Origin of the sequence: Bradyrhizobium daqingense, from assembly GCF_021044685.1 — a bacterium.
Classification (GTDB): Bacteria; Pseudomonadota; Alphaproteobacteria; order Rhizobiales; family Xanthobacteraceae; genus Bradyrhizobium; species Bradyrhizobium daqingense.
In genome coordinates, this window is the sequence record NZ_CP088014.1 from 4,467,336 (window position 1) to 4,490,600 (window position 23,265).

Genomic DNA, 23,265 nt, shown 5'->3' on the forward strand with positions numbered 1-23,265 from the left:
CTATCTGAAAGGTCGTTCTTGAAAGAGGTCGGAGTGGACAATGGCTGAATTCGACGTCGACCTCTTCGTCATCGGTGGCGGCTCGGGCGGCGTAAGGGCCGCCCGCATCGCGGCCGGCCATGGCGCCCGCGTGATGATCGCGGAAGAGTACCGCATGGGCGGCACCTGCGTGATCCGCGGCTGCGTGCCGAAGAAACTGTTCGTGATCGGCTCCCACTTCCGTCACGAGCTCGAGGATGCCGCCGGTTTCGGCTGGACCGTTCCGCCCGCGACTTTCGACTGGCCGACGCTGATCGCCAACAAGGACAAGGAGATCGCGCGGCTGGAGGCGGCCTATACGGCCAATGTCGGGAAGTCGGGCGCAGAGATCGTCAAGAGCCGGGCGGTGATCGAGGACAAGCACACCGTCCGCCTGCTCGAGAACGACCGGAAGATCACCGCGAAATACATCCTGATCGCCACGGGCGGCGCGCCGAACCACGGCGCTTCGATTCCCGGCATCGAGCACGTGATCTCCTCCAACGAGGCGTTTCATCTGAAGAAGCTGCCGAGGCGGATCGTGATTCAGGGCGGCGGCTATATCGCGCTTGAATTTGCCGGCATCTTCGCCGGCTTCGGCTCCGACGTCACCGTGATCTATCGCGGCGACAACATCCTTCGCGGTTTCGACGAGGATGTCCGCAGCCACGTCCGCAGCGAGATGGAGAAGCAGGGCATCACCATCCTCACCGGCTGCACGGTGACCAAGGTCGATCGCCACGGCGAGGAGTTCACCACGCATCTGTCGAACGGCTCAAGCCTCGCTTCCGATCAGGTGATGTTCGCGATCGGCCGCCATCCCAACGTTGCCAATCTCGGCCTGGAGAATGCCGGCGTTGCCATCAATCGCGCGAACGGCGGCATTGCCGTCGACCATTTCTCGAAGAGCTCGGTCGACAGCATCTATGCGATCGGCGACGTCACCCACCGCTTCAACCTGACGCCGGTGGCGATCCGCGAGGGCCATGCCTTCGCCGACACCGTGTTCGGCAAGCGTGAGGTCAGGGTCGATCACGCCAACATTCCGACCGCGGTGTTCTCGCAGCCGGAGGTCGGCACCGTCGGTCTCACCGAGACCGAGGCGCGCGCGCAGTTCAGCCACGTCGACATCTACAAGACGACGTTCCGCCCCATCAAGGCGACGATGTCCGGCCGCGACACCCGCGTGCTGATGAAGCTCGTCGTCGACGGGGCGACCGATCGCGTGCTCGGCTGCCACATCGTCGGCGATGCCGCCGCCGAGATCACGCAAGCCGTGGCGATCGCGGTGAAGATGAAGGCGACCAAGGCCGATTTCGACGCCACGATCGCGCTGCACCCGACCGCGGCCGAAGAGCTCGTGACCATGCGCACGCCGACCGCACGCCACGTGCGACAGGCGGCGGAGTAGGCTCAGCGTCTAGCCATAGAGATATCCAACCGGCCTGCCTTCGGTGCGCAGCGGGCGGATATCCTTTTGCGTGATGATCTGACCGGCGAGGCCGTCGATCTCGTCACGCTGAGTCGGCGTCCAGCTGCGAAGCTCGTTCATGCCCTTGAGCAGGCCGAGCCGGAGAACCTGGGTGTTTTCGCTGATGCCGACAAGGCTGATCGCATCCTTCCCTGCAGTCACCACATCGCCGGCGGAGAGTTCAAAGCTCTCGCCGGCCTTTTTCCTGAACTCGGCCGTGCCGCGAATGACGCGGTAGATCACGACCTCGCCCTTGGCAAAGCAGCTCGCGTCCGCGGCGACCGACATGCTCTTCGGCAGCAGCGACTGGCCGCGCGGATCGGTCGCGATGATGTGGCCGGTGACGAGATGGCCACTTGGCACCTCGATGCCGATATCGCGCAGATAAACCGGCATGGCCGATTTGACGGAGCCATCCGTGAGCGGCTTGAACAGCGCGTCCAGCGCCAGTGGGTCCTGAAGCCAGAAGCCGGCATCGGCCGGCCGGTTGTGCAGCTTGTGACTCCAGGCCACACGCGGCGTTTCGGCTTCGTTGATCTGGTCGGGACCGACGATGGTCGGATTCGGAAAGGTGGTGGGGTCGGTGATGAAGGCCTCGAGAAATTTGCCGGAATAGCCCATTGCGATCGGATCAGGCACCACGGTCTGCGGCGTCCTCAAATTCTCTTCGGTCGACAGGCCAGACCAGGTGTAGAACAGCTGGCGGTGAACGATCGCGCTCTGCAGCATCACCGCGCCCGGGCCGACATTGTAGAAGCGCCCGTCATAATCGAAGGTGAAGGCGCCGGAGGTGACCAGCACGAGCTGGAAGCCGCCGGGCGGAAGATGCAGATGGAAGTCGGTGGGTCCGGTGTCGGGGCGGTAGATCGGCAGATTGGTCGCGACTTCGTGCAGGAGGAAGGTCTCATTGTTGGCGTGAAAGCCTTCGTTGGCGCGATTGTAGAGCGCTTGCGGACGATAGGTCGCCTCGAACTTCGCATTCCGATCGCGGTCGATGGCGACGAAGTCCTGCGTGTTGAGGCGGAGCGGTGCGCCGTTCGGATGGGTTAGGCCGGTCGTCTTGAGATCGCCCGCAGCATGCACGTTCATGACGTTCTCCGCTCTGCGCCGTTGCTTCGCTGACACGACATTGCGAATATTGGGCCAGTTGCTTTGCGAAGCTGCAAGTGGATCCGGCATCGTGATGCGGACGCACCGGTGCGGGAAGAAATCCGGTGGTTGCACGGGACGTTAGATCGATGGCTCGCTCTGATCGTGAGACGCCGCGCGAGGGGCTCCTCCTTTCAAGGCAGCGACGAGACCTGTCTAATTTGTCAGCAAGTCTCATCAGGCCGCGTGCAGCGGTGTTGCTGGGGTCGGCGCGATGGCCCCTCTTGGGCTCGGCAATAATATCGTGACCCGGGTAGGGCGATTGACAGATTGTTCATGTTTTGTTCTTATGCTGCAACCGAGATGGAGGCAGCCATGGACAACCGCATCAACGAAATTCGCAGAACCATCAGAGCGCTTCGCGTCAGCATGCTCGAGGCCGAAGCCATCATGCGCGAGCAGGTCAATCGGGACGAGGATTGCACTTTCGTTGCGGAGGAAATCCTCAAGATGCGCTCGGTCATGAGCCTGCTCGCCAGGGAACGGATAGAGCTCGGCGATGACGAGCCGATCCTCGTCACCTGTCTCTATGTTCCCCGGCGCCGGCCGCCGCGAAAGCCAACGATCGATCGTCTCCTGCAGTCCCGCAATGTATTGGCGCAACGCGTGGCCGCAACGGCCTGACCGGAGCAGGGCGACCGCTTTATTCGAACGATTGACGAGCAGCCCGTTCAGGCTTGCCGACCGGGCTGTCGGCCCACTTCGACATGTCCATCGTTCGCATGTCGATGCCTTCGCACCAGAAGCAGCTCAGCTGGGGGCGTCCCTCGGCCGAAATCATCGGCACAAGTCCATGGCCGCAGCCGGAGCAGGACGTAACGTGATTCATGTGTTTCTCCGCGAGAGCCGAATCCGGAACGACATGTCGCCCCCAGAGCTTGCCTGAGCGTTATGACGAGGCAGCGACGCTTGCGACCGGAGCGCTCGTTCCTGACGTCGTGGACGTCGCGATCCAGCGTGACACGGCCGCGATGTCGTCGCCGTTGTCGCGATAGGCGCGAAGCTGGAATTCGGCGGAGCTGCCGCGTTCCACGATGGTCCGGCAGTGCTCGACCTCTCGGGTGCAGTTCAGCGCGGCCGCGTCTTCGGCGATATCGTTGATCACGCGGGAGAGCAGCTCGGAAATCGTGACCGGCCCGTCCTTCGAGGCGAAGATGCAGTCGGTGCCGTAGCGCTGGGCGCGCCATTTGTTTTCCACCGCAATCGCGCGTTCGACCGCGGTGACCTCCTTCGACAGATGCGGTCGCAGGTAGAGATGCCGTGTCAGGCAGCGGTAGAGCGAGGCGATCGCCACGGCGTCGTCGACGAAGGTGCAGGTATCCGGCGCGCGAAGCTCGAGGGTCGGGTGCCGCATCGAGGGCCGCATCGCCCACCAGATGTGGCTTTCATCCGGGATCACGCCGGAGCGCTGCAAGGCGCCGACATATTCGTCGTAATCCTGCCTGCCTTCGAACAGTTCGGGTAGGCCGGTGCGGGGCAGCTCGGAATAGGCGGCGAGCCGGTAGCCCTTCAGCCCGGTCTTGTGCGAATTCCAGAACGGGGAGGAGGCGGAGAGCGCGATGATCAGCGGCAGGTGCGGCAGCATCGCCCGCATCACCGCCATGCGCTTCTCGGGATCGGGCAACTGGACATGCACGTGCATGCCGCACATCATGTTGCGGTGGCCGATGCTGCGCAGATCCTCGATCATCTCCTCGTAGCGCGGCTTCGGGCTCGGCTGCGACATGCGCCAGACCGCGGTCGGATGCGTGCCGCAGGCCATGATGACGAAGCCGTATTGCGCGGCGACGTTCGCGACCTCGCGGCGAAGAAAACGGAGCTCTTCGCGTGCGTCGTTGACGTCGACGTGGATGTTGGTGGCGACTTCGAGCTGGGATTGCAGCATCTCCCGCATCGCCTGGCCGCCGGTCGACCAGTTCGCCGATTCGAACAATTCGTCGGGGGTCTTGATCGCGACTTCCAGGCTGCGGCGATCGGCGAGGAAGTACTCCTCCTCGATGCCGAAGGAATATTCCGCGGCCTTGCCGCGGCCGCCGGCGGAGCGGATGACGAGGTGCTGCCTGTCGTCGGACGAATCCAGCCGCAGCAGTTTCAAAACGTCTGAAGCAAATGTCATGGCCCCACCCGGCAAAAGGTTACCTGCGGGCACTAATCCGTCTGGCCGGAGCGGGTTCCGTCTCGGCGCCACTGCAAATTGTCACGTCGAACGGAACAATCTTCACCCTTTCGGACACGCGCGCGATCAAAGCGTGATTGGGCGGCACCTCTGCCCAATCTTCCTCTTTGTCGAATGGCTCGGACACCACCACGACCTGGTCGCCGTCCTCGCGGAAATACAGCGTGTTCGCGGCGTCGTTGACTGCAACCCTGAAGGCGTAGAGATCACGCCCGTTGGCGATCGCGCTGGTGAAGCGCAGCCGCTCGCGGAGCTGGCCTTCGTTGACGAGGCCGACGAGGGCCTGCAGCACGCGCTGCGTCGCGCCGAGCGGGTCGCTATCCAGGCCCGCGCCCATCATGGCGAGGAACACGGCCTCCGAATCGGTGGTGCCGAGCCGCGACGGGTAATGGGCATCGGGAATCAGCGCCTCGACCTTGCGCCGCAGCCGGTTCCAGCTGCCGACGAATCCATTGTGCATGAACATCCACTGGCCGCAGGCGAAGGGATGGCAATTCTGCCGCGTCACCGCCGTGCCGGTGGCTGCACGCACATGCGCGAAGAACAGATGCGAGCGCAGATGGCGGCAAAGATAGCGTAGATTCTCATCCGACCACGCCGGGCGCGTCTCGCGATACAGGCCAGGTTCTGGGTGCTCGCCGTACCAGCCGAGACCAAAGCCGTCGCCGTTGGATCCGGCCGTCGACTGAAGCGAGCGGATGCTCTGCGCGATCAGCGAATGCTCGGGCTCGGTGACATAAGGCTCAAAGGACGTCGTCTCGCCCCGATATGCGATCCAGCGGCACATGAGGAATCCTGTCGGGAGATGCCCTGAAGTGCAGTAACTGATCGGCCTGTTCGATGGTTCCCGGCCGCAGCTCTTCAACATTTCCGGCTTCGTGGTCCGCGAATGCGGCAATCGCAAGCGCAAGTTGACGGCGTTGGAACGGCCGGGCTGCATAGGGCGTTCCATTATCGAGGTAAGGTTTGGAACCGTAACGTGCTAATCCGGCTGCTTGCTGCAACGAGGGGGAACCGATGCGGCGGCTGGTCGCAGTCATATCGGCTTGATTCCGATGGGGTGATCTTTATTTCTGGTCGGAACAAGAATCCGGGCCCCTCTGGCGAGGACACCGACAATGTCGGTAAACCTCGTGATGTCGGATGACCAGTCCCGCGCGAATGCGATGGATCGGCCGACCGTCGGGCCCTCTTCGTTCTCTCCGACCCAGTCGCTCCATCGCTGCCCCGTGCGGTCATTTCGCAAAGTTAGGGAGCAACGATGCCCGACGCCAAGCATTCCAGTCCGATCGAAATCGCTGATCCGTCCACCCTGAACGAGCAGGCTGCGGCGGCGCTGGTCATTGCCGGCGCGCTGGTCGCCGTGGCCGACCGACGCGTTTCACCGGTAGAGCGCGACGAGGTGATGCGCTTCATTCGGGACCGCGACTTGGCGCCTCATATCGAGGACGATCGGCTGCTTGCGATGTTCGATGCACTCGCTGAACGACTCGAAGAGCCGGATTTTGCCAACGTCGTGATCGAGACGCTCCGGCCGGTCTCGAACATGTCGCTGTCAGCGCATCTGATGGAGCTGTCAGAGCGCGTCGCGGCGGCAGACGAGGACGTGCATCCCCATGAGGTACAGGCCATCAAGCTGTTGCGGCTGCTGACGCTTGCTCTGCCCCGCGCGAGTAAGGTCGCCTCGGGTGAGGGGCGCGCGGCACCTTACACCGCGGCCAAGGAATGAGCATGGCCACGACCTCGGACGAGCGTAAGACGGGGGCAGAGGGCGATCGCGGTCAGATGGCCGGCGGTGATCCGCGCCTCGACAAGCTTGTTGACCGATTGCCGCCGCGCATGGCCGACACCGTCACCTACCTGCTCAAGCCGTCGAGCCGCTGGGTGAGGATCCCCTCCGGCGCGCTGCTCATAGCCGGCGGCGTGCTTTCCTTCCTGCCAATTCTCGGCGTCTGGATGCTGCCGCTCGGTCTCGCGCTGCTTGCCGAGGACGTGCCTGCGCTACGTTCCTCACGTTCAAAGGTCCTGGATTGGGTCGAGCGGAAGAAGCCGCACTGGCTCAATCCGTCCACATCGAAAAATGGTCAATCATGACTGAATTCATCACCGCCGAGGCGCTGTCCGCGCTCTTTCAAGTCATCCTTATCGATCTCGTGCTCGCCGGCGACAATGCCGTCGTGATCGGCCTTGCTGCTGCTGGTCTACCGCCACAGCAGCGCCGCCGCGCCATCATTGTCGGCATCGCTGCGGCCACCGTACTCCGCATCGCCTTCGCCGGCGTCGCAACGCAGCTTTTGCAAGTGATCGGCCTCCTGCTTGCCGGCGGTGTGTTGCTGCTCTGGGTGTGCTGGAAGATGTGGCGAGAGCTGCGCGAGCAGTCCGCACATGCTCATGCGAACGAACTTGCACTCGAAACTGGCGGCGCCGGTGCTGCGCCGGTGCAACAAAAGACCTTCGCTCAGGCCGCGGTGCAGATCGTCGCCGCCGACGTGTCGATGTCGCTCGACAACGTGCTCGCGGTCGCAGGCGCCGCGCGGGAGCATCCTTACATCCTGGCCTTCGGCCTGCTCTTGTCGGTTGGCCTGATGGGAGTCGCCGCTGATCTGCTTGGCCGCTTGCTGCAGAAGCAGCGCTGGGTCGCCTATGTCGGCCTCGCCATCATCCTTTACGTCGCGTGTGAGATGATCTATCGGGGCACGCTGGAACTTGCACCGGTCATTGCGAGTCTCTGAGGCGTCTACCGCAATCCGGAGTGATCGATGAGGTCTGAAGCCAAAGCGCCTTCGGCGGACGCCGCACCTCGGCCGCAGATTGGTCCGTTCGCCCAGCTCATCTTCGGCTCGCGATGGCTGCAGGTGCCGCTCTATGTCGGCCTGATCATCGCGCAAGGCGTTTACGTGCTGCTGTTCCTCAAGGAGCTCTGGCACCTGGTCCTGCACTCGTTCGACGCCACCGAGCAGCAGATCATGCTGGTGGTGCTCGGGCTGATCGACGTCGTCATGATCTCGAACCTCCTGGTGATGGTGATCGTCGGCGGCTACGAGACCTTCGTTTCCAGGCTGAACCTGACCGGCCATCCCGACGAGCCGGAATGGCTGAGCCACGTCAATGCCAGCGTGCTCAAGATCAAGCTGGCGATGGCGATCATCGGCATCTCCTCGATCTCGCTGCTCAGGACCTTCATCGAGGCGGGCAATCTCGGCACGACCCGCAGCAATTTCACCGAGAGCGGCGTGATGTGGCAGGTGCTGATCCACCTTGCCTTCATCGTCTCGGCGATCGGCATTGCCTGGGTCGACCGTCTCAGCAGCGATGGCGGCGGCCATCGCAAGGGCGCCAGCCACGGCTGACTTGTTCTCCAGGGCGGTTGGTCGACGGCATTGCGCCCAAGGTGAGCGCATTACGCGGCATCACCGCACGGCATGCATCTCGAGAAACGCCTTCACGCCGGTCACGCTGCCGGTGTCGGAGGGCACATAACCGGGGAGCGTTGCGACCGCGGCGCGGAAATCGGCGCTGCGGATGATCTCGAGGATGCGCCGCATCGGCTCCGTATCCAGGAACGCGCGCTTGCAGACGAAAAAATAATCCTCGGTCAGGATGCGGATGAAGTCGAGGCCGAAATGCCGCGCCGCGGCCTCGACGCCGAAGCTCGCATCCGCCATCCCGCTGGCGACATAGGCGGCGACCGCCGCGTGGGTGAACTCGATCTGCTGTGCGCCGTTGATCCTGCTCTCGTCGATGCCGTGCGCGGCGAGCAATTGGTCGAACAGAAGCCGCGTGCCGGAATCATGGTCGCGGTTGACGAAGCGGACCTTGGGATTTGTAAGGTCGTTCAGCGAGGCGATCCGCAGCGGGTTGCCGCGCGCGACCATCAGGCCCATTTCGCGCGTCACAAAGCTGATGATGCGGTCCTCGCGCGGATCGAGCCATTCGCGCGCGGCCTTGATGCCCTGGGCCCGCAGCGCGCCGTGCGGCAGATGCAGGCCGGAGAGGTCGCATGCACCCTGCGCCAGCGAGACCAGCGAATGCTGGTTGCTGACATAGCGCAAATCGACGCCGATGCCGGGCTCGCGGTCGAGGAATTCGCGCAGCTTGGCCACCGCAAAGCCGTGGCTCGCATGCACGCGGACCACGGACGGGCGTTGTTCGAGGAACGGCTTGATCTCGCTGGCCAGCTCCTGCGCGAGGTTTTCGAGCTGCGGCCCGAGCCGCGCCTGCATGCGCTCGCCGGCCCACACCAGCCGTTCGCCGAACGGCGTGAGCTTGGAGCCCCTGCCGCGCTGGGTCTCGACCAGCGGCGCGCCGAAGAACTCCGACCATTGCTCGATCAGATTCCAGACGTGGCGATAGGAGAGATGGGCATCGCTCGCGGCGCTCGTGATCTTCCCGGTCTTCCGGATCTCGTTGAGCACGCCGAGCATGATCACGGCGGTGCGCGGGCTGCCCTCGCGGCGAAATCGCCAGACGGCTTCGATCTCGATCTGAAGCATTGGCCTACCTTATGAACTGCACTTCATATGCGGCTCGTCCATTTGCAAACCATATCATATTTACTCCGCCGATCCGGCGCCTAGTCTGGCATACCAGATATGGAGGAAATATGATGTCTGTTGCATATGACTTCGCGCATTCGCCGGCAACCGCGTTCATGGCGCGGCCGCAGCATCTGCTCATCGACGGCCGCCGCGTCCCCGCCAGCTCCGGCCGGACCTTCAAGTCGCTCAATCCCGCCACCGGGCAGATCATCGCCACCATCGCGGAGGGCGGCGAGGCAGATGTCGAGCATGCGGTCGCGGCCGCGCGCCGGGCGTTCGAAGGCCCCTGGCGCACCATGCGGGCGTCGGAGCGCGGCCAGATCCTGCTACGCTGGGCCGAACTGCTGAAGGCACATGCCGACGAAATCATCGAGCTCGAGTCGATCGACGCGGGCAAGCCGATCTCCGCGACGATGCGCCAGGACTTTCCCGCCGCGGTCGACACGCTGATCTACTACGCCGGCTGGGCCGACAAGATCAGCGGCGACGTTGTGCCGGTGCGCGACGATGCCCTGACCTACACCGTGCGAGAGCCGGTCGGCGTGGTCGCGGCGATCGTGCCGTGGAATTTCCCACTGATGATCGGGATGTGGAAGCTGGCACCGGCGCTGGCCTGCGGCTGCACCGTGGTGATGAAGCCGGCCGAGCTGACCTCGCTGTCGGCGCTGCGCATCGCGGAGCTGGCCTTGGAGGCCGGCCTGCCGGCGGGCGTGTTCAACGTCGTCACCGGTCCGGGCCGCGTCGTCGGCGACGCGCTGGTCAATCATCCCGATGTCGACAAGGTCACCTTCACCGGATCGCCCGGGGTGGGGCGCGGAATCATGAAAGGAGCGGCCAGCAACTTCAAGCGCGTCTCGCTCGAGCTCGGCGGCAAATCGGCCAACGTCATTTTCGACGATGCCGATCTTGAAGCCGCAAGCAAGGCGGCGGCTTCCGGCATCTTCTTCAATGCCGGCCAGGTGTGCTCGGCCGGCTCCCGCGTGCTCGTGCAGGACAAGGCCTATGACGAGGTCGTCGAGCGGCTCGCAGCACGCGCGAAATCGCTCAGGATCGGCGACCCGCTGGACCGCAAGACCGCGCTCGGCCCCGTCATCTCCGAGAAGCAGATGAAGTCGATCCTCGATTATGTCGACATCGGCCGGAACGAGGGGGCGAGCCTGGTCACCGGCGGGACGCGCGTCGGCGAGCGCGGCTATTTCATCAGCCCGGCGGTGTTCGCCGGCGTCGCGCACGAGATGCGGATCTCGCAGGAGGAGATCTTCGGGCCCGTCGTCAGCGTCATCAAGTTCAAGGACGAGGCCGACGCGCTTGGGGTCGCCAACGGCACGGCCTACAGCCTCGCCGCGGGCGTGTGGAGCCGCGACATCGGCAAGCTGCAGCGCTTTGCCAAGCGGGCGCGCGCCGGCACGGTCTGGATGAACACCTATGGCTATACCGACGTGCGGCTGCCCTGGGGCGGCGAGCGCGACTCCGGCCTCGGCCGCGAGCACGGCACCGCCGCCATCGACAATTTCACCGAGCCCAAAGCCGTCTGGATGAACCTGGCCGTCTGACACCTCCCGAGCGGCCAATCCTGGAGCCCGCCTGATCGTCCCGTCAGGCGGGCTCTCTTTTTGAAATCGATAAAATTGTCTGCAATCCACTCAGGCGCGGCAAACCCTGCGGACAAGAAGGCTCCTGCCTTAAACGTCCGCTTTGGAACCGATGTGCATCCTGCCGGCAAAAGGGCAGGGCATCATCATGTCAATTCTCAGGGAGATCGTCGCAGCAGTCGCGGGAGTCTATGCACTCCTGTTCGTCTGCGACGCATTGTTCGGCGTCGGCGAGACGCGCTTCGACGATTCCTATTACCGTGCCAGCTTCTACGCGCCGCGACCGAAGGAATTCCGGTTTGCAGACGGGACGACGCCGGCCGCGCGGGTCAGCGATGCCTTCGCGCAATTCTCGGCGGGCGAAGCCAGGCCGAACAAACGTTACTCGTCGCTGACGGTGGTCATCCGCTGACGAGGGCTCACTCGCCCTGAATCCATTCTGCGACGCCGCGCCAGAGCGTGTCGCGGTGATCGGGGCGGAAGAAGCCGAAATGGCCGATTGCCTTGGCACCGACGTCGGACGGCTTGACGGTGAGCACTTCCGGCTTGATCGCCGTAAAGCCGCCCGTGAGCAGCTCGACCGCTGATAGCGTCGCCCAGGGATCGTCCTGGAAGCACAGCGCGCGCAGCTCGCCCTTGAAGTTCGCGAAATTCTGCAGCGCCGGCAGCTTCGAATCGAACAGATAGCGTGGGCTCGAGACCCACTCCGCCCATTGCAGGAAGACGCCCTTGGGCAGATCCTCGCCGATGCCGGCCCAGCCGGGCGCATAGCCAAGGGCGTGGACCAGCGGCACGCCGACAAAATTCATGAAGGCAAAGACGCGATATTTTTCCGGCGAACTCATCAGCCGCCACGTCGCGGCCTGCGAGGCCACGAAGGCGGCGCGCGAGATGTCGGTGTTGTTCTCGATCAGCCCCAGCGCCTGGCCGCCGAAGGAATGGCCGACATAGGCCAGGGGCAGGCCGTGGTAGCGCTCGCGCATCCAGCGCACCGCGGCGGTGACGTCGAGCGCGGCCCAATCCGACATCGACGCCTTGAAGCCGACCAGCGATTTCGGCCTGTTGTAGCCGACCATCGCCGGCAGCCGGGAGTCGCCGATGCCGCGATAGTCGTAGGTCAGCACGGCGCAGCCGCGATGGGCGAGATAGGAGGCAAAGCCGCGGTAGATCTTGCGCGGGACGGCGGTGGCCGAGTTGATCAGCACGGCATGACGCTTGGTGCCGCGCGGCAGGAACAGGGTGCCGGTCAGCGCATACCCGTCGATCGCCGGGAAGCTGATCTCGTCGATGAAAACGTCGTCCGGTGCCGCGTCCATGGGCGCAAGGGATCCTGCCAGTTGCCTCGCCCTTCCAACAAATGCGAATTTGACTTTCGCCGCAAGGGTTTGCAGTGAAGAATGGATTTACAACTGGCGGGCCGCGGCCAGCCTGTGTATAAGGCGGCCCTCGCAACCCACAGATCAGGTTGCACTTTTTTGCTTCACGGAGAGATTGCGATGTCCGAGCGGTGGACGCCCGAGTCCTGGCGCAGCAAGCCGGTGCTACAGGTGCCCGACTATCCCGACGCCAAGGCCCTGGCCGACGTCGAGGCCCAGCTTGCGACCTTTCCGCCGCTGGTGTTCGCCGGCGAAGCGCGCAACCTGAAGAAGGCGCTGGCGCGGGTTGCAGCTGGCGAGGCCTTCCTGCTCCAGGGCGGCGATTGCGCCGAGAGCTTTGCCGAGCACGGCGCCAACAACATCCGCGACTTCTTCCGCGTGCTGCTGCAGATGGCGGTGGTGCTGACCTATGCCGGCGCCGTCCCGGTGGTGAAGGTCGGCCGTATCGCCGGCCAGTTCGCAAAGCCGCGCTCGTCGCCGACCGAGAAGGTGAACGGCGTCGAGCTGCCGAGCTATCGCGGCGACATCGTCAACGACATCGCCTTCACCAAGGAAGCGCGCCTGCCGGATCCGCAGCGTCAGCTGATGGCCTATCGCCAATCGGCCGCGACGCTGAACCTGCTGCGCGCCTTCGCCACCGGCGGTTACGCCAATCTCGGCAGCGTGCATCAATGGATGCTCGGCTTCCTGAAGGACTCGCCGCAGTCCCGCCGCTACAAGGAATTGGCCGACCGCATCTCGGATGCGCTGAACTTCATGCGCGCCTGCGGCCTCGATCTCGAAGCCCATCCCGAACTGCGCGCCACCGATTTCTACACCAGCCACGAGGCTTTGCTGCTCGGCTACGAGCAGGCCATGACCCGGGTCGATTCCACCACCGGCGACTGGTACGCGACCTCCGGCCATATGATCTGGATCGGTGATCGCACCCGCCAGCTCGATCACGGCCACATCGAATATTTCCGCGGCATCAAGAACCCGATCGGGCTCAAATGCGGCCCGTCGCTGAAAGCCGACGAGCTCTTGAAGCTGATCGACGTGCTCGATCCCGACAACGAGCCCGGCCGGCTCACGCTGATCGGCCGCTTCGGCTCGGACAAGGTCGGCGAGCACCTGCCGAACATGGTCCGCGCCGTGCAGCGCGAGGGCAGGGCGGTGGTCTGGTCCTGCGACCCCATGCACGGCAACACCATCACCTCGACGTCGGGCTACAAGACGCGGCCGTTCGACCGCGTCCTGTCCGAGGTGAAATCGTTCTTCGCCATCCATGCCGCCGAAGGCACCCATGCCGGCGGCGTGCATCTGGAGATGACCGGCCAGGACGTCACCGAATGCATCGGCGGCGCCCGCGCCATCACGGACGAGGATCTCAACGACCGCTATCACACCGTCTGCGATCCCCGCCTCAACGCCGAGCAATCCATCGACATGGCCTTCCTGATCGCGGAGCTGCTCAAGCAGGAACGCGCCGGCAAGGCCAAGCCGATGCCGGCCGCCGCGGGGCTCTAAGACCTTGCTGCGAATCTGGAAGGCCACGATCAATTCCCGTAACGGTCTGGCCTTTGCGTTCCGGTCGGAGCAGGCCGTCCGCGAGGAGATTTTTGCGCTCCTCCTGTCGCTGCCGCTGGCCTGGTTCATCGGCGCGACTGCAATGCGCGCGGTCGAGCTGGTGTGTTCGGTTGCGTTCGTGCTGACAGTCGAGCTGCTCAACACCGCGATCGAGAAGCTCGCCGACCGCCTGACCATGGATCACGACAAGCAGATCGGCCGGGTCAAGGACATGGGTTCGGCCGCCGTCGGCGTCGCGTTGCTCATGGCCGGCGTGTTCTGGATCTTTGCCATCGTCGAGCGATTGGGTTTCGTCTAGCCAAAGGTCGAGAGCGCATCATGGCCGAACGTCACAATGCATTCGCGGTCACGCTCGCACAGCTCAATCCGACCATGGGCGACATCGAGGGTAATGCCGCAAAGGCGCGCGCGGCGCGCGCGCGCGCCATCGCCGACGGCGCCGATCTCGTGCTGTTTCCGGAACTGTTCATCGCCGGCTATCCGCCGGAGGATCTCGTGCAGAAGCCGGCGTTCCAGGCCGCCTGCCGCGCCGCGATCGAAAGCCTTGCGCGCGAGACCGCCGACGGTGGTCCGGCCCTGCTGGTCGGCACGCCCTGGGTCGAGGAGGGCAGGCTCTACAATGCCTGTGCGCTGCTCGACGGCGGCCGCATCGCCGCGCTTCGTTTCAAATGCAATCTGCCGAACTACGGCGTGTTCGACGAGAAGCGGCTGTTTGCGCGCGGGCCTGCTGCCGGCCCCGTGACGGTGCGCGGCGTGCGCGTGGGCGTGCCGATCTGCGAGGACATCTGGCTGGAAGAGTCCGAGGATTACGAGAACGTGGTCGAGACGCTGGCAGAGACCGGGGCCGAGATCATCCTGGTGCCGAACGGCTCGCCTTATGCCCGCGACAAGAATGACGTGCGCCTGTCGGTGGCGGTGGCGCGTGTCACCGAGAGCGGCTTGCCGCTGGTCTATCTGAACCAGGTCTGCGGCCAGGATGAGCTGGTGTTCGAGGGCGCGTCCTTCGCGCTCAACGGCGACCTCTCGCTCGCCGCGCAACTGCCGGCGTTCGAGGAGGCCATCGTCACGCTGCGCTTCACCAGGAATGGCGACGACTGGCGCTGCACAGGTCCCATTGCCGAGCAGGTCGAGGGCGACAAGGCCGACTATGCCGCCTGCGTGCTGGGCCTGCGCGACTACGTCGCCAAGAACGGCTTTCCGGGCGTGCTACTCGGCATTTCCGGTGGCATCGATTCCGCGCTGTGCGCGGCGATCGCGGTCGATGCGCTCGGCGCCGACCAGGTCCATGGCGTGATGCTGCCTTATCGCTACACGGCGCCGCACTCAATTGCGGATGCCGGTGAACTCGCCGGCCATCTCGGCATCCGCTACGAGGTCTTGCCGATTGCGGAGGCCGTCACCGGATTCGAGACCATCCTGTCCGGCATCTTCAAGAACCTGCCGCCTGACATCACCGAGGAGAACCTGCAGGCCCGCACCCGCGGCACGCTGTTGATGGCGATCTCCAACAAGACCGGGCTGATGGTGGTGACGACGGGCAACAAGTCGGAGATGTCGGTCGGCTATGCCACGCTCTACGGCGACATGAACGGCGGCTTCAACCCGATCAAGGACATCTACAAGACGCAGGTGTTTCGGCTGGCGGCCCTGCGCAATTCCTGGAAGCCGGACGGCGCGCTCGGCCCGGCCGGCGAGGTCATTCCGCCTGATATCATCACGCGGCCGCCGAGCGCGGAGCTGCGCGAGAACCAGCGTGATGAGGATTCGCTGCCGCCCTATGACGTGCTCGATGCCATTCTCGAACGTCTCGTCGAACGCGAGGAGCCGCTGGATCGGATCATTGCGGCCGGCTTCGATCGCGAGACGGTCACCCGCATCGACCATCTGCTCAACGTCGCCGAATACAAGCGCCGCCAGGCCGCGCCCGGCGTGAAAGTGACGCGACGGAATTTCGGCCGCGACCGCCGCTATCCCATCACCAACCGTTTTCGTGACAAGGGCGAGCCGTTGCCGGCACACGACGAGACGCTGGTGTCGCGCGGCAGCAAGGCGTCGATCGATGCCTTTGAGGGGTGACTCTTCGAAGATGCCTAGTTCGAAGATGCCTTGCGCGGCCTGACGGTGAGAACTCCGATTGCTGCTACGAGTGGGCTGCGAAGAACAGCACTCGAAGGAAGTGCGTGTACTCGGATTCGAGCGCCATGATCGCCACAAAGACGAGTACCGCGATCGGCGGCAGCAGGATGGCATAGGTCAAGGCCAGCCGCTCCCAGGCCATGTGCATGAAGACGGCAACGATCAAGCCGGCCTTCAACATCATGAAGAGCAGGATCAGCGACCACCTCAGATAGCCATGTAGGCCGAAGTAGTCGACAAGGTAGGAAAACGTGCTGAGGACGAACAACCAGCCCCAGACCACGAGGTAGAGTTTGATCGGGTGCTGTTGACCCTTGGCGTCAAGGGCCCCCGTTGCGACTGCGTCATGCGCCGAACCGTGGAGCTGTCCTTCCATGTGTACCGCCGCGTTTGTCATGCGCCGACCTCACCAAAGATAGAAGAATGCAAAGATGAACACCCACACGAGGTCGACGAAGTGCCAGTACAGGCCCGTGATCTCGACGATCTCGTAATGGCCCTTGCGGCTCGTGAAGAAGCCGCGCCTCTCGACGTCGAAGTCGCCGCGGAGCACCTTCCGCGCAATGGCGATCAGGAAGATCACACCGAACGTCACATGGGTGCCGTGGAAGCCGGTGATCATGAAGAAGCTCGCGCCAAATTGGGGGGCTCCCCACGGATTGCCCCAGGGCCGGACCCCCTCCATGATCAGCTTGGTCCACTCGAAGGCCTGCATTCCTACGAATGCCGCACCGAAGGCTGCCGTGACCAGCATCAAGGCCGCAGTTCTGAATCGATCGCGGCGGTAGCCGAAATTGACGGCCATCGCCATCGTGCCGCTGCTGCTGATCAGGACGAACGTCATGATGGCGATCAGGATGAGCGGGATGTGCTGGCCCGCGATTTCGAGAGCGAAGACTTCGCTGGGGTTGGGCCAGGGTACGGTCGTCGACATGCGCGCCGTCATATAGGAGAGCAGGAAGCAGCTGAAGATGAAGGTGTCGCTGAGGAGGAAGATCCACATCATGGCCTTGCCCCAGGACACGTCCTTGAAGGCGCGCTGATCGGACGCCCAGTCGGCGGCGATGCCGCGCCAGCCTTCAAGCCGCGCAGGCGATTGGCCCGGATCTGTCAGCACGGTCTCAGCCATCTGATCTCGCCTCCCTAGCTCAGCAATTGGCGGCAGATGTCGACAAAATCGTCGGTCCAGCCGGTGAGAAGCCCGAGCAGGACAAGCCAGACGAGCAGCAGGAAGTGCCAGTAGATGGCGCACAGCTCCACGCTCAAGCTCATGTCGGCGATCTCGGCGCCGCGCCACATCCTGGCTGAGGTTCGGCCCAAGGCCACCAGGCCGCCCGCCAGATGCAGCCCGTGCACTGCGGTCAATAGGTAGAAGAAGGAATTCGCCGGATTGGACGCCACGAAATATCCGGCAGCTCCGAGCCGTTGCCAGGCCAGGAGCTGTCCGGCGAGGAAGATCACGGCAGACACTCCGCCGGCGAGCAGACCGATCATGACGCCTTCAGCATCGTGTCGGCACGCGGCCACGTACGACCAGTGCAGCGCGACACTGCTCAGGACCAGAACGCCCGTGTTGACCCAGAGCAGCCGCGGTACCGGCAGCGGCCGCCAGTCCACCACGCCCATGCGCATCGAGTAGGCGCTGATGAAGAGGATGAACAATGCGCTCGCGACGGCGATAAACACGCCGAGCCCGATCTTCGCTGCCGGCCAGGTCATGGCATCGCCGCCCGGGAAGTCACCGGCTGGGCCTTCCTCCAGCCAGGGCTTGGCGGTCAACCGCTGCTGCGACAGCCACCATCCGGCGATCACCGCGAGCACAGCCAGGAACAGGATGATGGCGCTCACGAAGCAGCTCCCTCGGCGAGCTGCGTTGGGCGCGGCGGCTGGTTTTGCGGAATGAAGTCCTCGGCAGCGCCGGGCACGCTGTAGTCATAGGCCCACCGGTATACGACGGGGAGATCCTTGCCCCAGTTACCGTGTCTTGGGGGCGTCTCCGGCGTCTGCCACTCCAGGGTCGTCGCCCGCCAGGGATTGCCTCCTGAAGCTTCACCTTTGAACAGGCTCCAGGCCAAATTGAACAGGAACACCAGCTGGCTGAAGCCGACGATCAAGGCCACCACGGAGATGAAGGCGTTCAGTGAGTGGGTCGAGGACGGGATGAACGTCGCATCGCCGATCTCGAAATACCGGCGCGGAACCCCGAGCAGTCCAAGATAGTGCATGGGGAAGAAGATCAGATAGGCGCCGAGGAAAGTGACCCAGAAGTGAAACTTCCCCAGGGCCTCGTTGAGCATCCGACCCGTGACCTTGGGGTACCAATGGTAGATCGCTCCGAGCACGACCATGATCGGCGCGACGCCCATCACCATGTGGAAATGCGCCACCACGAACATGGTATCCGAGAGGGGCACGTCCACGACGACGTTGCCGAGGAAGAGGCCGGTGAGCCCGCCGTTCACGAAGGTGACGATGAAGCCGAGTGCGAAGAGCATCGGCACCGTGAGATGAATGTCGCCGCGCCACAGGGTCAGCACCCAGTTGTAGACCTTGATCGCGGTGGGGATTGCGATGATGAGCGTCGTTGTGGCGAAGAAGTACCCGAATTGAGGGAACATGCCGCTCACATACATGTGGTGCGCCCATACGATGAAGCTGAGCGCGCCGATGGCCACGATCGCCCAGACCATCATGCGGTAACCAAAGATGTTCTTGCGCGCATGCGTGCTGATCAGATCGGAGACGATGCCGAAGGCGGGCAGGGCGACGATGTACACTTCGGGATGGCCGAAAAACCAGAACAGGTGCTGGAACAGCAGCGGGCTGCCGCCGCCATATTTCGACAGTTGCCCCATCTCGAGGAGGGAGGGCATGAAGAAGCTGGTTCCCAAGAGGCGGTCGAACAGCAGCATGACCGAGGCAACGAACAGTGCAGGGAATGCCAGCAACGCCATGACCGTCGCCGTGAAGATGCCCCACACCGTCAGGGGCAGGCGCATCAATGTCATGCCGCGGGTGCGCGCCTGGAGCACCGTGACCACATAGTTCAGCCCGCCCATGGTGAAGCCGATGATGAACAGGATCAGGGATGACATCATCAGAATGATGCCCCAATCCTGGCCGGGCGTTCCGGTGAGGATTGCTTGCGGCGGGTAGAGCGTCCAGCCGGCGCCGCTGGGGCCGCCGGGCACGAAGAATGTCGAGGCCAGCACAAGGACCGCGAGCAGGTAGATCCAGTAGCTCAGCATGTTCGCATAAGGAAAGACCATGTCCCGGGCGCCGACCATCAGGGGGATCAGGTAGTTGCCGAAGCCGCCGAGGAACAACGCGGTGAGCAGATAGATCACCATGATCATGCCGTGCATGGTGATGAACTGGAGGTACTGGTTGGCATCGATGAAGGAGAAGGTGCCAGGAAATCCCAGCTGCAGCCGCATCAGCCACGACAGCACCAGGGCCACCAGCCCGATGGCCGCGGCCGTCAGCGAATACTGAATGGCGATCACCTTGGCGTCCTGCGAGAAGACGTATCGTGTCCACCAGCTCCGCGGATGGTAGAGCTCGACATCAGGTACTTCGGCAGGCGGTACGCCGGGGGTCCCTTCATATGGAATATCGACCATAGAAATCTCCTGGTCATTTCCATCGGGAGTGAGGCGTCGGCCTCATGCACCCGATCTATCCTTGCGGCGGCAGCTCGCTACTTGTCGCCGGATCGGTACGTCGCCTTCAGGACGGCTTTCGCCGGCGACAGTTCTGCAAATGTTTTCTGTTGCTCCAGCCAGGCGTGATATTCACGCTCTTCGTCGACGATGACCTTGGCCCGCATCTGATAGTGAGCAGCGCCACAAAGCTCCGCACAGAGAACATCGAACGTTCCGGTTCGGATCGGCGTTATCCAGAAATAGGTCACCATGCCTGGAACCATGTCCATCTTGGCGCGGAATTCGGGCACGTAGAAATCATGCAGGACGTCAACGGAGCGGAGGAGAACCTTGACCGGCTTTCCGATTTGAAGGTGCAGGTCGCCGCTCTCGATCACGACGTCGTCCTGCGCGTGTGAGTCGTCGCGATTTAGCCCCATCGGATTGTCGGAAGCGATGTTGCGGACATCGGATGTGCCCAATCGCCCATCCTTGCCTGGCAGGCGGAAGCTCCATTGCCATTGTTGCCCCATGACCTCGACCTCGGTGGCATCCGCGGGCACCGTGACGAACTGATGCCAGACCACAAGGCCGGGCGCCAGCATGGCTGCGACGCCGACACCCGTCCCGACACTCAGCCACCATTCGAGCCTCTTGTTTTCCGGATTGTAGTCGGCGCGTCTTCCCTCCTTGTGGTGGAAGCGGAAGACGCAGTACGCCATGAAGGCGATGACCGCGACGAACACGAAGCCCGTGATCCAGAACGTAATGTTGATGGTGTGGTCGATATAGGCCCAGTTCGTGGCGATCGGCGTCCACCACCAAGGGCTGTAGATGTGAAACAGCACCGAGCCGATCGCGACCAGCAGCAATATCAATGCGACAACCATCCTGATCCATCCTTGCCATCAAAGGCTGCGGATACGAATCCAGGGCGGAGCTCACGTCTGTCGCGATGGCGGGCTTTTTTTGTTTGCGTCTATGCCATCGCCGGCCTGTTGCCTCGCCCATTCCTGCGATCGCGAAGTCAAGAGAACGGTCGCGACCACCAATCTCATCGGAGCTGAGGGCGTCTGCTTCTAATTCTAAAATGATACCAGCCGAACCCGGCGTCAATAGTGCATATCGGCGTGCGGATGCGGTGTCGGAGCCGCTCTCGCTCGGAAGAAGCGTCGGCTCCACGCCGGGCGGGCGGCGTCTGAGGTGACGCAATGCATCAAGATTTGTGCACATGCACAATTCACCTAAGGTTGAGTGCAACCTCGCTCAGTGCGCGCTAAGCTGGTCAGGCAGGTCGCGGCGGGTTCCGTCGGGCCAGGCTCGTTTCGTTGAACCTGAGTGCCGTACTCGGCCCATCGCGTTCTCGCTCGTGAAGCGGACACGCGTGGCTGATAAGCGCGTGTTGTCAGCACCGCGATTTTCAGCACGGGAGGTTGCATTCATGGCCACTCTGTACTCCCACGACACGATAAGGCGGCACGTCTTCGGCGAAGCGGCCTCTTATCCCGTTCGTAAGGTCAGCTTGTCCGACCTGACCCAGGCGCTACGCCTGGGCTGGGAGGATTTCCAGGCGATGCCAAGTCACGCGCTCGTCGTGTGCGTGATTTATCCTGTCCTCGGCCTCGTCCTGTTCAGGGCGGTGCTCGGCTATTCGGTGCTGCCGCTGTTGTTCCCGCTGGCCGCCGGGTTTGCCTTGATCGGTCCCTTTGCCGCGATTGGTCTCTACGAACTCAGTCGCCGCCGCGAGCGCGGCGAGGACGTCGATGCATGGGACGCGATCAAGGTGCTGCGCGCACCGTCATTCGGCGCCATGCTCGAGCTCGGCGTACTCCTGCTCGTCTTGTTCGGGGCTTGGATCGGTGCCGCGAACGCAATCTACGTCACCATCTTTGGTCACGCACCGGCTGCAAGCATTCCCGACTTCGCAACGCGCGTGCTGACGACCCCGGAAGGCTGGTCTCTCATCATCATCGGTTGTGGTGTCGGCTTCCTGTTTGCGGTCTTGGCCCTGTGCATCAGCGTGGTGTCGTTTCCGTTGATGCTCGATCGGCATGCGACTGCGATCGATGCGATCCGTACCTCGCTCCGAGCGGTGGCCGCGAATCCGGTTGCGATGGCCGGGTGGGGTCTCATCGTGGCGGCGCTCCTCGCGATCGGCTCGCTACCATTCTTCGTGGGTCTCGCCGTCGTTCTGCCGGTGCTCGGTCATGCCAGCTGGCACCTCTATCGGCGGGTGGTCGAGCCGAACCCAAATCCACCGGACGAGCTTCCACCGAGGCCGAAGGGAAGGCGCTACGCAGCGGACTTCCCGGCAAATCTCTTCCCGTGGAGCCGCGAGGGCGAGCAGTAACAGCGAAACGGCCGCGCGTGGCGGCCGCCTTTGCGGGACATGACGGGGAATGACGACCTATTTCTGCTGCTGCGGCAGGAAGGTCGGGCCGACCGAGCGGATCGGCTTGTTCTCGGAGCTGGCAGCGGGACCCGTTTCCGTCGGCGGCGCTGCTGCCGGCGCATTGGCCGTTGTCGGCGCCGGCGTTGCGCCCTTCTTCGCACTCGCAGGCGTGCCCTTGTTGAGCCGCTGCTGCTGCATCCTCTTGGCGCTCTCCTCGGTGACGATGATGTCGCCCTGCTGCTCGGCGGCCGCCTTGTCGTCGGCGGATTTGAGCGCGTCCGCCCAGGTCTGGCCCGCGGCCTTGCAGGAGCAAGACGGGTTGAACTCGCTGCGGAATTTGAACGCGGTCGGCAGCGCCGTGTAGGGCTGGCCGTTGGTGGACACCGCCGAGTTCATGTCCTCGCCGGGATTGCGATGGGTGTAGAGCACGGCCTCCGCGGCCGGGCACAGGGCCTTGCAGGTCTTCTCGTCGTCGGGGAAGCGCGCCGGCACGGTGGCGAACGAGATCGGGAAATAGGCGCCGTCGCAGGTGCGCACGCAGACGGTGCGGAAGGTGCCGGATGGGGGGCCGAGATCAGAGGGCGTCACGGCTTGCGGATTACCCGCATTGTTGCCGCCGAACAGATTGCTCAGGAAGTTGCCGCCGCCTTGCGGCTGCGCAGCGGCGGCATATTGCGGGCCGCAATTGTTCTGCGCGAGCGCCATCAGCACCGAGCGGCGCTGGCTGTCGCGCTCCGGGCTGGCGCCGGGGCCGCCGCTGCGCAGCCGCTCGAGATTGCCGGTGATCTGGTCCAGATTGGCGCGCATCTGCTGGATCTGGGTGTTGACCGGGCCGCATTGCGCCGACTGGCCGTTGAACAGCGAGAAGAAGCCGGAGGACTCGCAGCCCATCCGCTTGGCCTGCATGGTGACGCGGTCGAGTTCGGCCTGCTGACGCGCCTGGGAATCCTGGTAGCGGCGGATCTGCTCTTCGCGCGCGGGATCACCGCCGCCGCGATCGAGCGCGGCGAGCTGGCCTTCCAGCCGCACGCACATCGGATTGGGGCCGAGCCCGTTCTGGCCGGGCTGAGGCGGCGGACCGGGCGGGCCGGCCTGCGCGAAAGCGCCGGTGGCGAGCACGACGGTGCTCAAGAGCGCGGTGCAGGCGGAGAGGAAGCGGGCACGGGGCAGGGACAAAAATTCAGGCATATCCGCCATTCTAGCG

At 63.8% G+C, this 23,265-nt stretch carries 25 protein-coding genes; 12 read left to right on the plus strand and 13 right to left on the minus strand.

The window, feature by feature from the left end; all coding sequences use genetic code 11:
* Positions 1 to 40 precede the first annotated feature (40 nt).
* On the plus strand, positions 41 to 1,429 hold the full coding sequence (gene gor / locus LPJ38_RS21000; protein ID WP_145639983.1) for a glutathione-disulfide reductase: 1,389 nt from the start codon (positions 41 to 43) through the stop codon (positions 1,427 to 1,429).
* Between the two features lie 9 nt (positions 1,430 to 1,438).
* Here gor and LPJ38_RS21005 read toward each other — a convergent pair whose 3' ends face one another.
* Entirely contained in the window at positions 1,439 to 2,578 is a 1,140-nt protein-coding gene (locus LPJ38_RS21005; protein WP_145639986.1) for a glucuronate isomerase, read from the minus strand.
* 375 nt (positions 2,579 to 2,953) lie between these two features.
* On the opposite strand from LPJ38_RS21005, the gene LPJ38_RS21010 reads away from it, so the two are divergent.
* Positions 2,954 to 3,262, plus strand: coding sequence for a hypothetical protein (locus tag LPJ38_RS21010; RefSeq protein WP_145639988.1), 309 nt, complete (start codon positions 2,954 to 2,956; stop codon positions 3,260 to 3,262).
* A gap of 19 nt (positions 3,263 to 3,281) precedes the next feature.
* On the opposite strand, the gene LPJ38_RS21015 is transcribed toward LPJ38_RS21010, so the two are convergent.
* Genes LPJ38_RS21015 through LPJ38_RS21030 form a run of 4 tightly spaced genes read right to left on the minus strand, consistent with a single transcriptional unit; the run spans position 3,282 to position 5,854 of the window.
* Positions 3,282 to 3,467, minus strand: a complete 186-nt coding sequence (locus LPJ38_RS21015) for a hypothetical protein (RefSeq protein WP_145639990.1) — start codon at positions 3,465 to 3,467, stop codon at positions 3,282 to 3,284.
* Between the two features lie 60 nt (positions 3,468 to 3,527).
* Positions 3,528 to 4,754: a carboxylate-amine ligase gene (locus LPJ38_RS21020; RefSeq protein WP_145639993.1), complete on the minus strand. Its 1,227-nt coding sequence runs from the start codon at positions 4,752 to 4,754 to the stop codon at positions 3,528 to 3,530.
* Between the two features lie 19 nt (positions 4,755 to 4,773).
* The gene (locus tag LPJ38_RS21025) at positions 4,774 to 5,601 is read right to left on the minus strand and encodes a class II glutamine amidotransferase (protein ID WP_145639996.1); all 828 of its coding nucleotides are present in this window, start codon (positions 5,599 to 5,601) and stop codon (positions 4,774 to 4,776) included.
* On the minus strand, positions 5,558 to 5,854 hold the full coding sequence (locus LPJ38_RS21030; protein ID WP_158644792.1) for a hypothetical protein: 297 nt from the start codon (positions 5,852 to 5,854) through the stop codon (positions 5,558 to 5,560). Before LPJ38_RS21030 ends, LPJ38_RS21025 begins: the two co-directional genes overlap by 44 nt.
* Before the next feature lie 221 nt (positions 5,855 to 6,075).
* Between LPJ38_RS21030 and LPJ38_RS21035 the strand changes: the two genes are divergently transcribed.
* The 4 genes from LPJ38_RS21035 to LPJ38_RS21050 are packed head-to-tail and all read left to right on the plus strand — an operon-like array spanning position 6,076 to position 8,164.
* On the plus strand, positions 6,076 to 6,543 hold the full coding sequence (locus tag LPJ38_RS21035; protein WP_145639998.1) for a TerB family tellurite resistance protein: 468 nt from the start codon (positions 6,076 to 6,078) through the stop codon (positions 6,541 to 6,543).
* A 2-nt stretch (positions 6,544 to 6,545) separates the two neighbouring features.
* The gene (locus LPJ38_RS21040; RefSeq protein ID WP_208750616.1) at positions 6,546 to 6,908 is read left to right on the plus strand and encodes a hypothetical protein; all 363 of its coding nucleotides are present in this window, start codon (positions 6,546 to 6,548) and stop codon (positions 6,906 to 6,908) included.
* A complete protein-coding gene (locus LPJ38_RS21045) occupies positions 6,905 to 7,546 on the plus strand; it encodes a TerC family protein (protein ID WP_145640004.1) in 642 nt (213 codons plus the stop codon). The genes LPJ38_RS21040 and LPJ38_RS21045 overlap by 4 nt, the downstream gene beginning before the upstream one ends.
* Positions 7,547 to 7,573: 27 nt before the next feature.
* Positions 7,574 to 8,164, plus strand: a complete 591-nt coding sequence (locus tag LPJ38_RS21050; protein WP_145640007.1) for a TIGR00645 family protein — start codon at positions 7,574 to 7,576, stop codon at positions 8,162 to 8,164.
* 60 nt (positions 8,165 to 8,224) lie between these two features.
* Here LPJ38_RS21050 and LPJ38_RS21055 read toward each other — a convergent pair whose 3' ends face one another.
* Positions 8,225 to 9,307 (minus strand): substrate-binding domain-containing protein, encoded by a 1,083-nt coding sequence (locus tag LPJ38_RS21055; protein ID WP_145640009.1) that lies wholly within the window; start codon positions 9,305 to 9,307, stop codon positions 8,225 to 8,227.
* Between the two features lie 113 nt (positions 9,308 to 9,420).
* Between LPJ38_RS21055 and LPJ38_RS21060 the strand changes: the two genes are divergently transcribed.
* Complete coding sequence (locus LPJ38_RS21060; RefSeq protein WP_167520687.1) at positions 9,421 to 10,905, plus strand: aldehyde dehydrogenase family protein; 1,485 nt, start codon at positions 9,421 to 9,423, stop codon at positions 10,903 to 10,905.
* Positions 10,906 to 11,092: 187 nt separating this feature from the next.
* Positions 11,093 to 11,356, plus strand: coding sequence for a hypothetical protein (locus LPJ38_RS21065; RefSeq protein WP_145640015.1), 264 nt, complete (start codon positions 11,093 to 11,095; stop codon positions 11,354 to 11,356).
* A 7-nt stretch (positions 11,357 to 11,363) separates the two neighbouring features.
* Here LPJ38_RS21065 and LPJ38_RS21070 read toward each other — a convergent pair whose 3' ends face one another.
* The gene (locus tag LPJ38_RS21070; protein WP_145640018.1) at positions 11,364 to 12,260 is read right to left on the minus strand and encodes an alpha/beta hydrolase family protein; all 897 of its coding nucleotides are present in this window, start codon (positions 12,258 to 12,260) and stop codon (positions 11,364 to 11,366) included.
* 180 nt (positions 12,261 to 12,440) lie between these two features.
* On the opposite strand from LPJ38_RS21070, the gene LPJ38_RS21075 reads away from it, so the two are divergent.
* The 3 genes from LPJ38_RS21075 to LPJ38_RS21085 are packed head-to-tail and all read left to right on the plus strand — an operon-like array spanning position 12,441 to position 15,965.
* Positions 12,441 to 13,829 carry a class II 3-deoxy-7-phosphoheptulonate synthase gene (locus LPJ38_RS21075; RefSeq protein WP_145640021.1) on the plus strand — a complete coding sequence of 463 codons (1,389 nt, stop codon included), beginning with the start codon at positions 12,441 to 12,443 and terminating at the stop codon, positions 13,827 to 13,829.
* 4 nt (positions 13,830 to 13,833) lie between these two features.
* The gene (locus LPJ38_RS21080; RefSeq protein WP_061848607.1) at positions 13,834 to 14,187 is read left to right on the plus strand and encodes a diacylglycerol kinase; all 354 of its coding nucleotides are present in this window, start codon (positions 13,834 to 13,836) and stop codon (positions 14,185 to 14,187) included.
* 20 nt (positions 14,188 to 14,207) lie between these two features.
* A complete protein-coding gene (locus tag LPJ38_RS21085) occupies positions 14,208 to 15,965 on the plus strand; it encodes an NAD+ synthase (protein WP_145640023.1) in 1,758 nt (585 codons plus the stop codon).
* A 64-nt stretch (positions 15,966 to 16,029) separates the two neighbouring features.
* Here the strand turns inward: LPJ38_RS21085 and LPJ38_RS21090 are convergent, their stop codons facing one another.
* From LPJ38_RS21090 to LPJ38_RS21110, 5 genes are all read right to left on the minus strand, one after another.
* Positions 16,030 to 16,422, minus strand: a complete 393-nt coding sequence (locus tag LPJ38_RS21090) for a cytochrome C oxidase subunit IV family protein (RefSeq protein ID WP_167520678.1) — start codon at positions 16,420 to 16,422, stop codon at positions 16,030 to 16,032.
* Positions 16,423 to 16,431: 9 nt separating this feature from the next.
* A complete protein-coding gene (locus LPJ38_RS21095; protein WP_008552830.1) occupies positions 16,432 to 17,154 on the minus strand; it encodes a heme-copper oxidase subunit III family protein in 723 nt (240 codons plus the stop codon).
* A 14-nt stretch (positions 17,155 to 17,168) separates the two neighbouring features.
* Positions 17,169 to 17,873 carry a cytochrome c oxidase subunit 3 gene (locus LPJ38_RS21100; protein ID WP_145640030.1) on the minus strand — a complete coding sequence of 235 codons (705 nt, stop codon included), beginning with the start codon at positions 17,871 to 17,873 and terminating at the stop codon, positions 17,169 to 17,171.
* Positions 17,870 to 19,648, minus strand: a complete 1,779-nt coding sequence (locus LPJ38_RS21105) for a cbb3-type cytochrome c oxidase subunit I (RefSeq protein WP_145640033.1) — start codon at positions 19,646 to 19,648, stop codon at positions 17,870 to 17,872. Before LPJ38_RS21105 ends, LPJ38_RS21100 begins: the two co-directional genes overlap by 4 nt.
* Before the next feature lie 77 nt (positions 19,649 to 19,725).
* Entirely contained in the window at positions 19,726 to 20,559 is an 834-nt protein-coding gene (locus LPJ38_RS21110; protein WP_145640036.1) for a cytochrome c oxidase subunit II, read from the minus strand.
* Positions 20,560 to 21,110: 551 nt separating this feature from the next.
* On the opposite strand from LPJ38_RS21110, the gene LPJ38_RS21115 reads away from it, so the two are divergent.
* Positions 21,111 to 22,019 carry a DUF2189 domain-containing protein gene (locus LPJ38_RS21115; RefSeq protein WP_145640038.1) on the plus strand — a complete coding sequence of 303 codons (909 nt, stop codon included), beginning with the start codon at positions 21,111 to 21,113 and terminating at the stop codon, positions 22,017 to 22,019.
* A 57-nt stretch (positions 22,020 to 22,076) separates the two neighbouring features.
* Here LPJ38_RS21115 and LPJ38_RS21120 read toward each other — a convergent pair whose 3' ends face one another.
* On the minus strand, positions 22,077 to 23,258 hold the full coding sequence (locus tag LPJ38_RS21120) for a DUF2865 domain-containing protein (RefSeq protein ID WP_145640040.1): 1,182 nt from the start codon (positions 23,256 to 23,258) through the stop codon (positions 22,077 to 22,079).
* Positions 23,259 to 23,265: the final 7 nt, after the last annotated feature.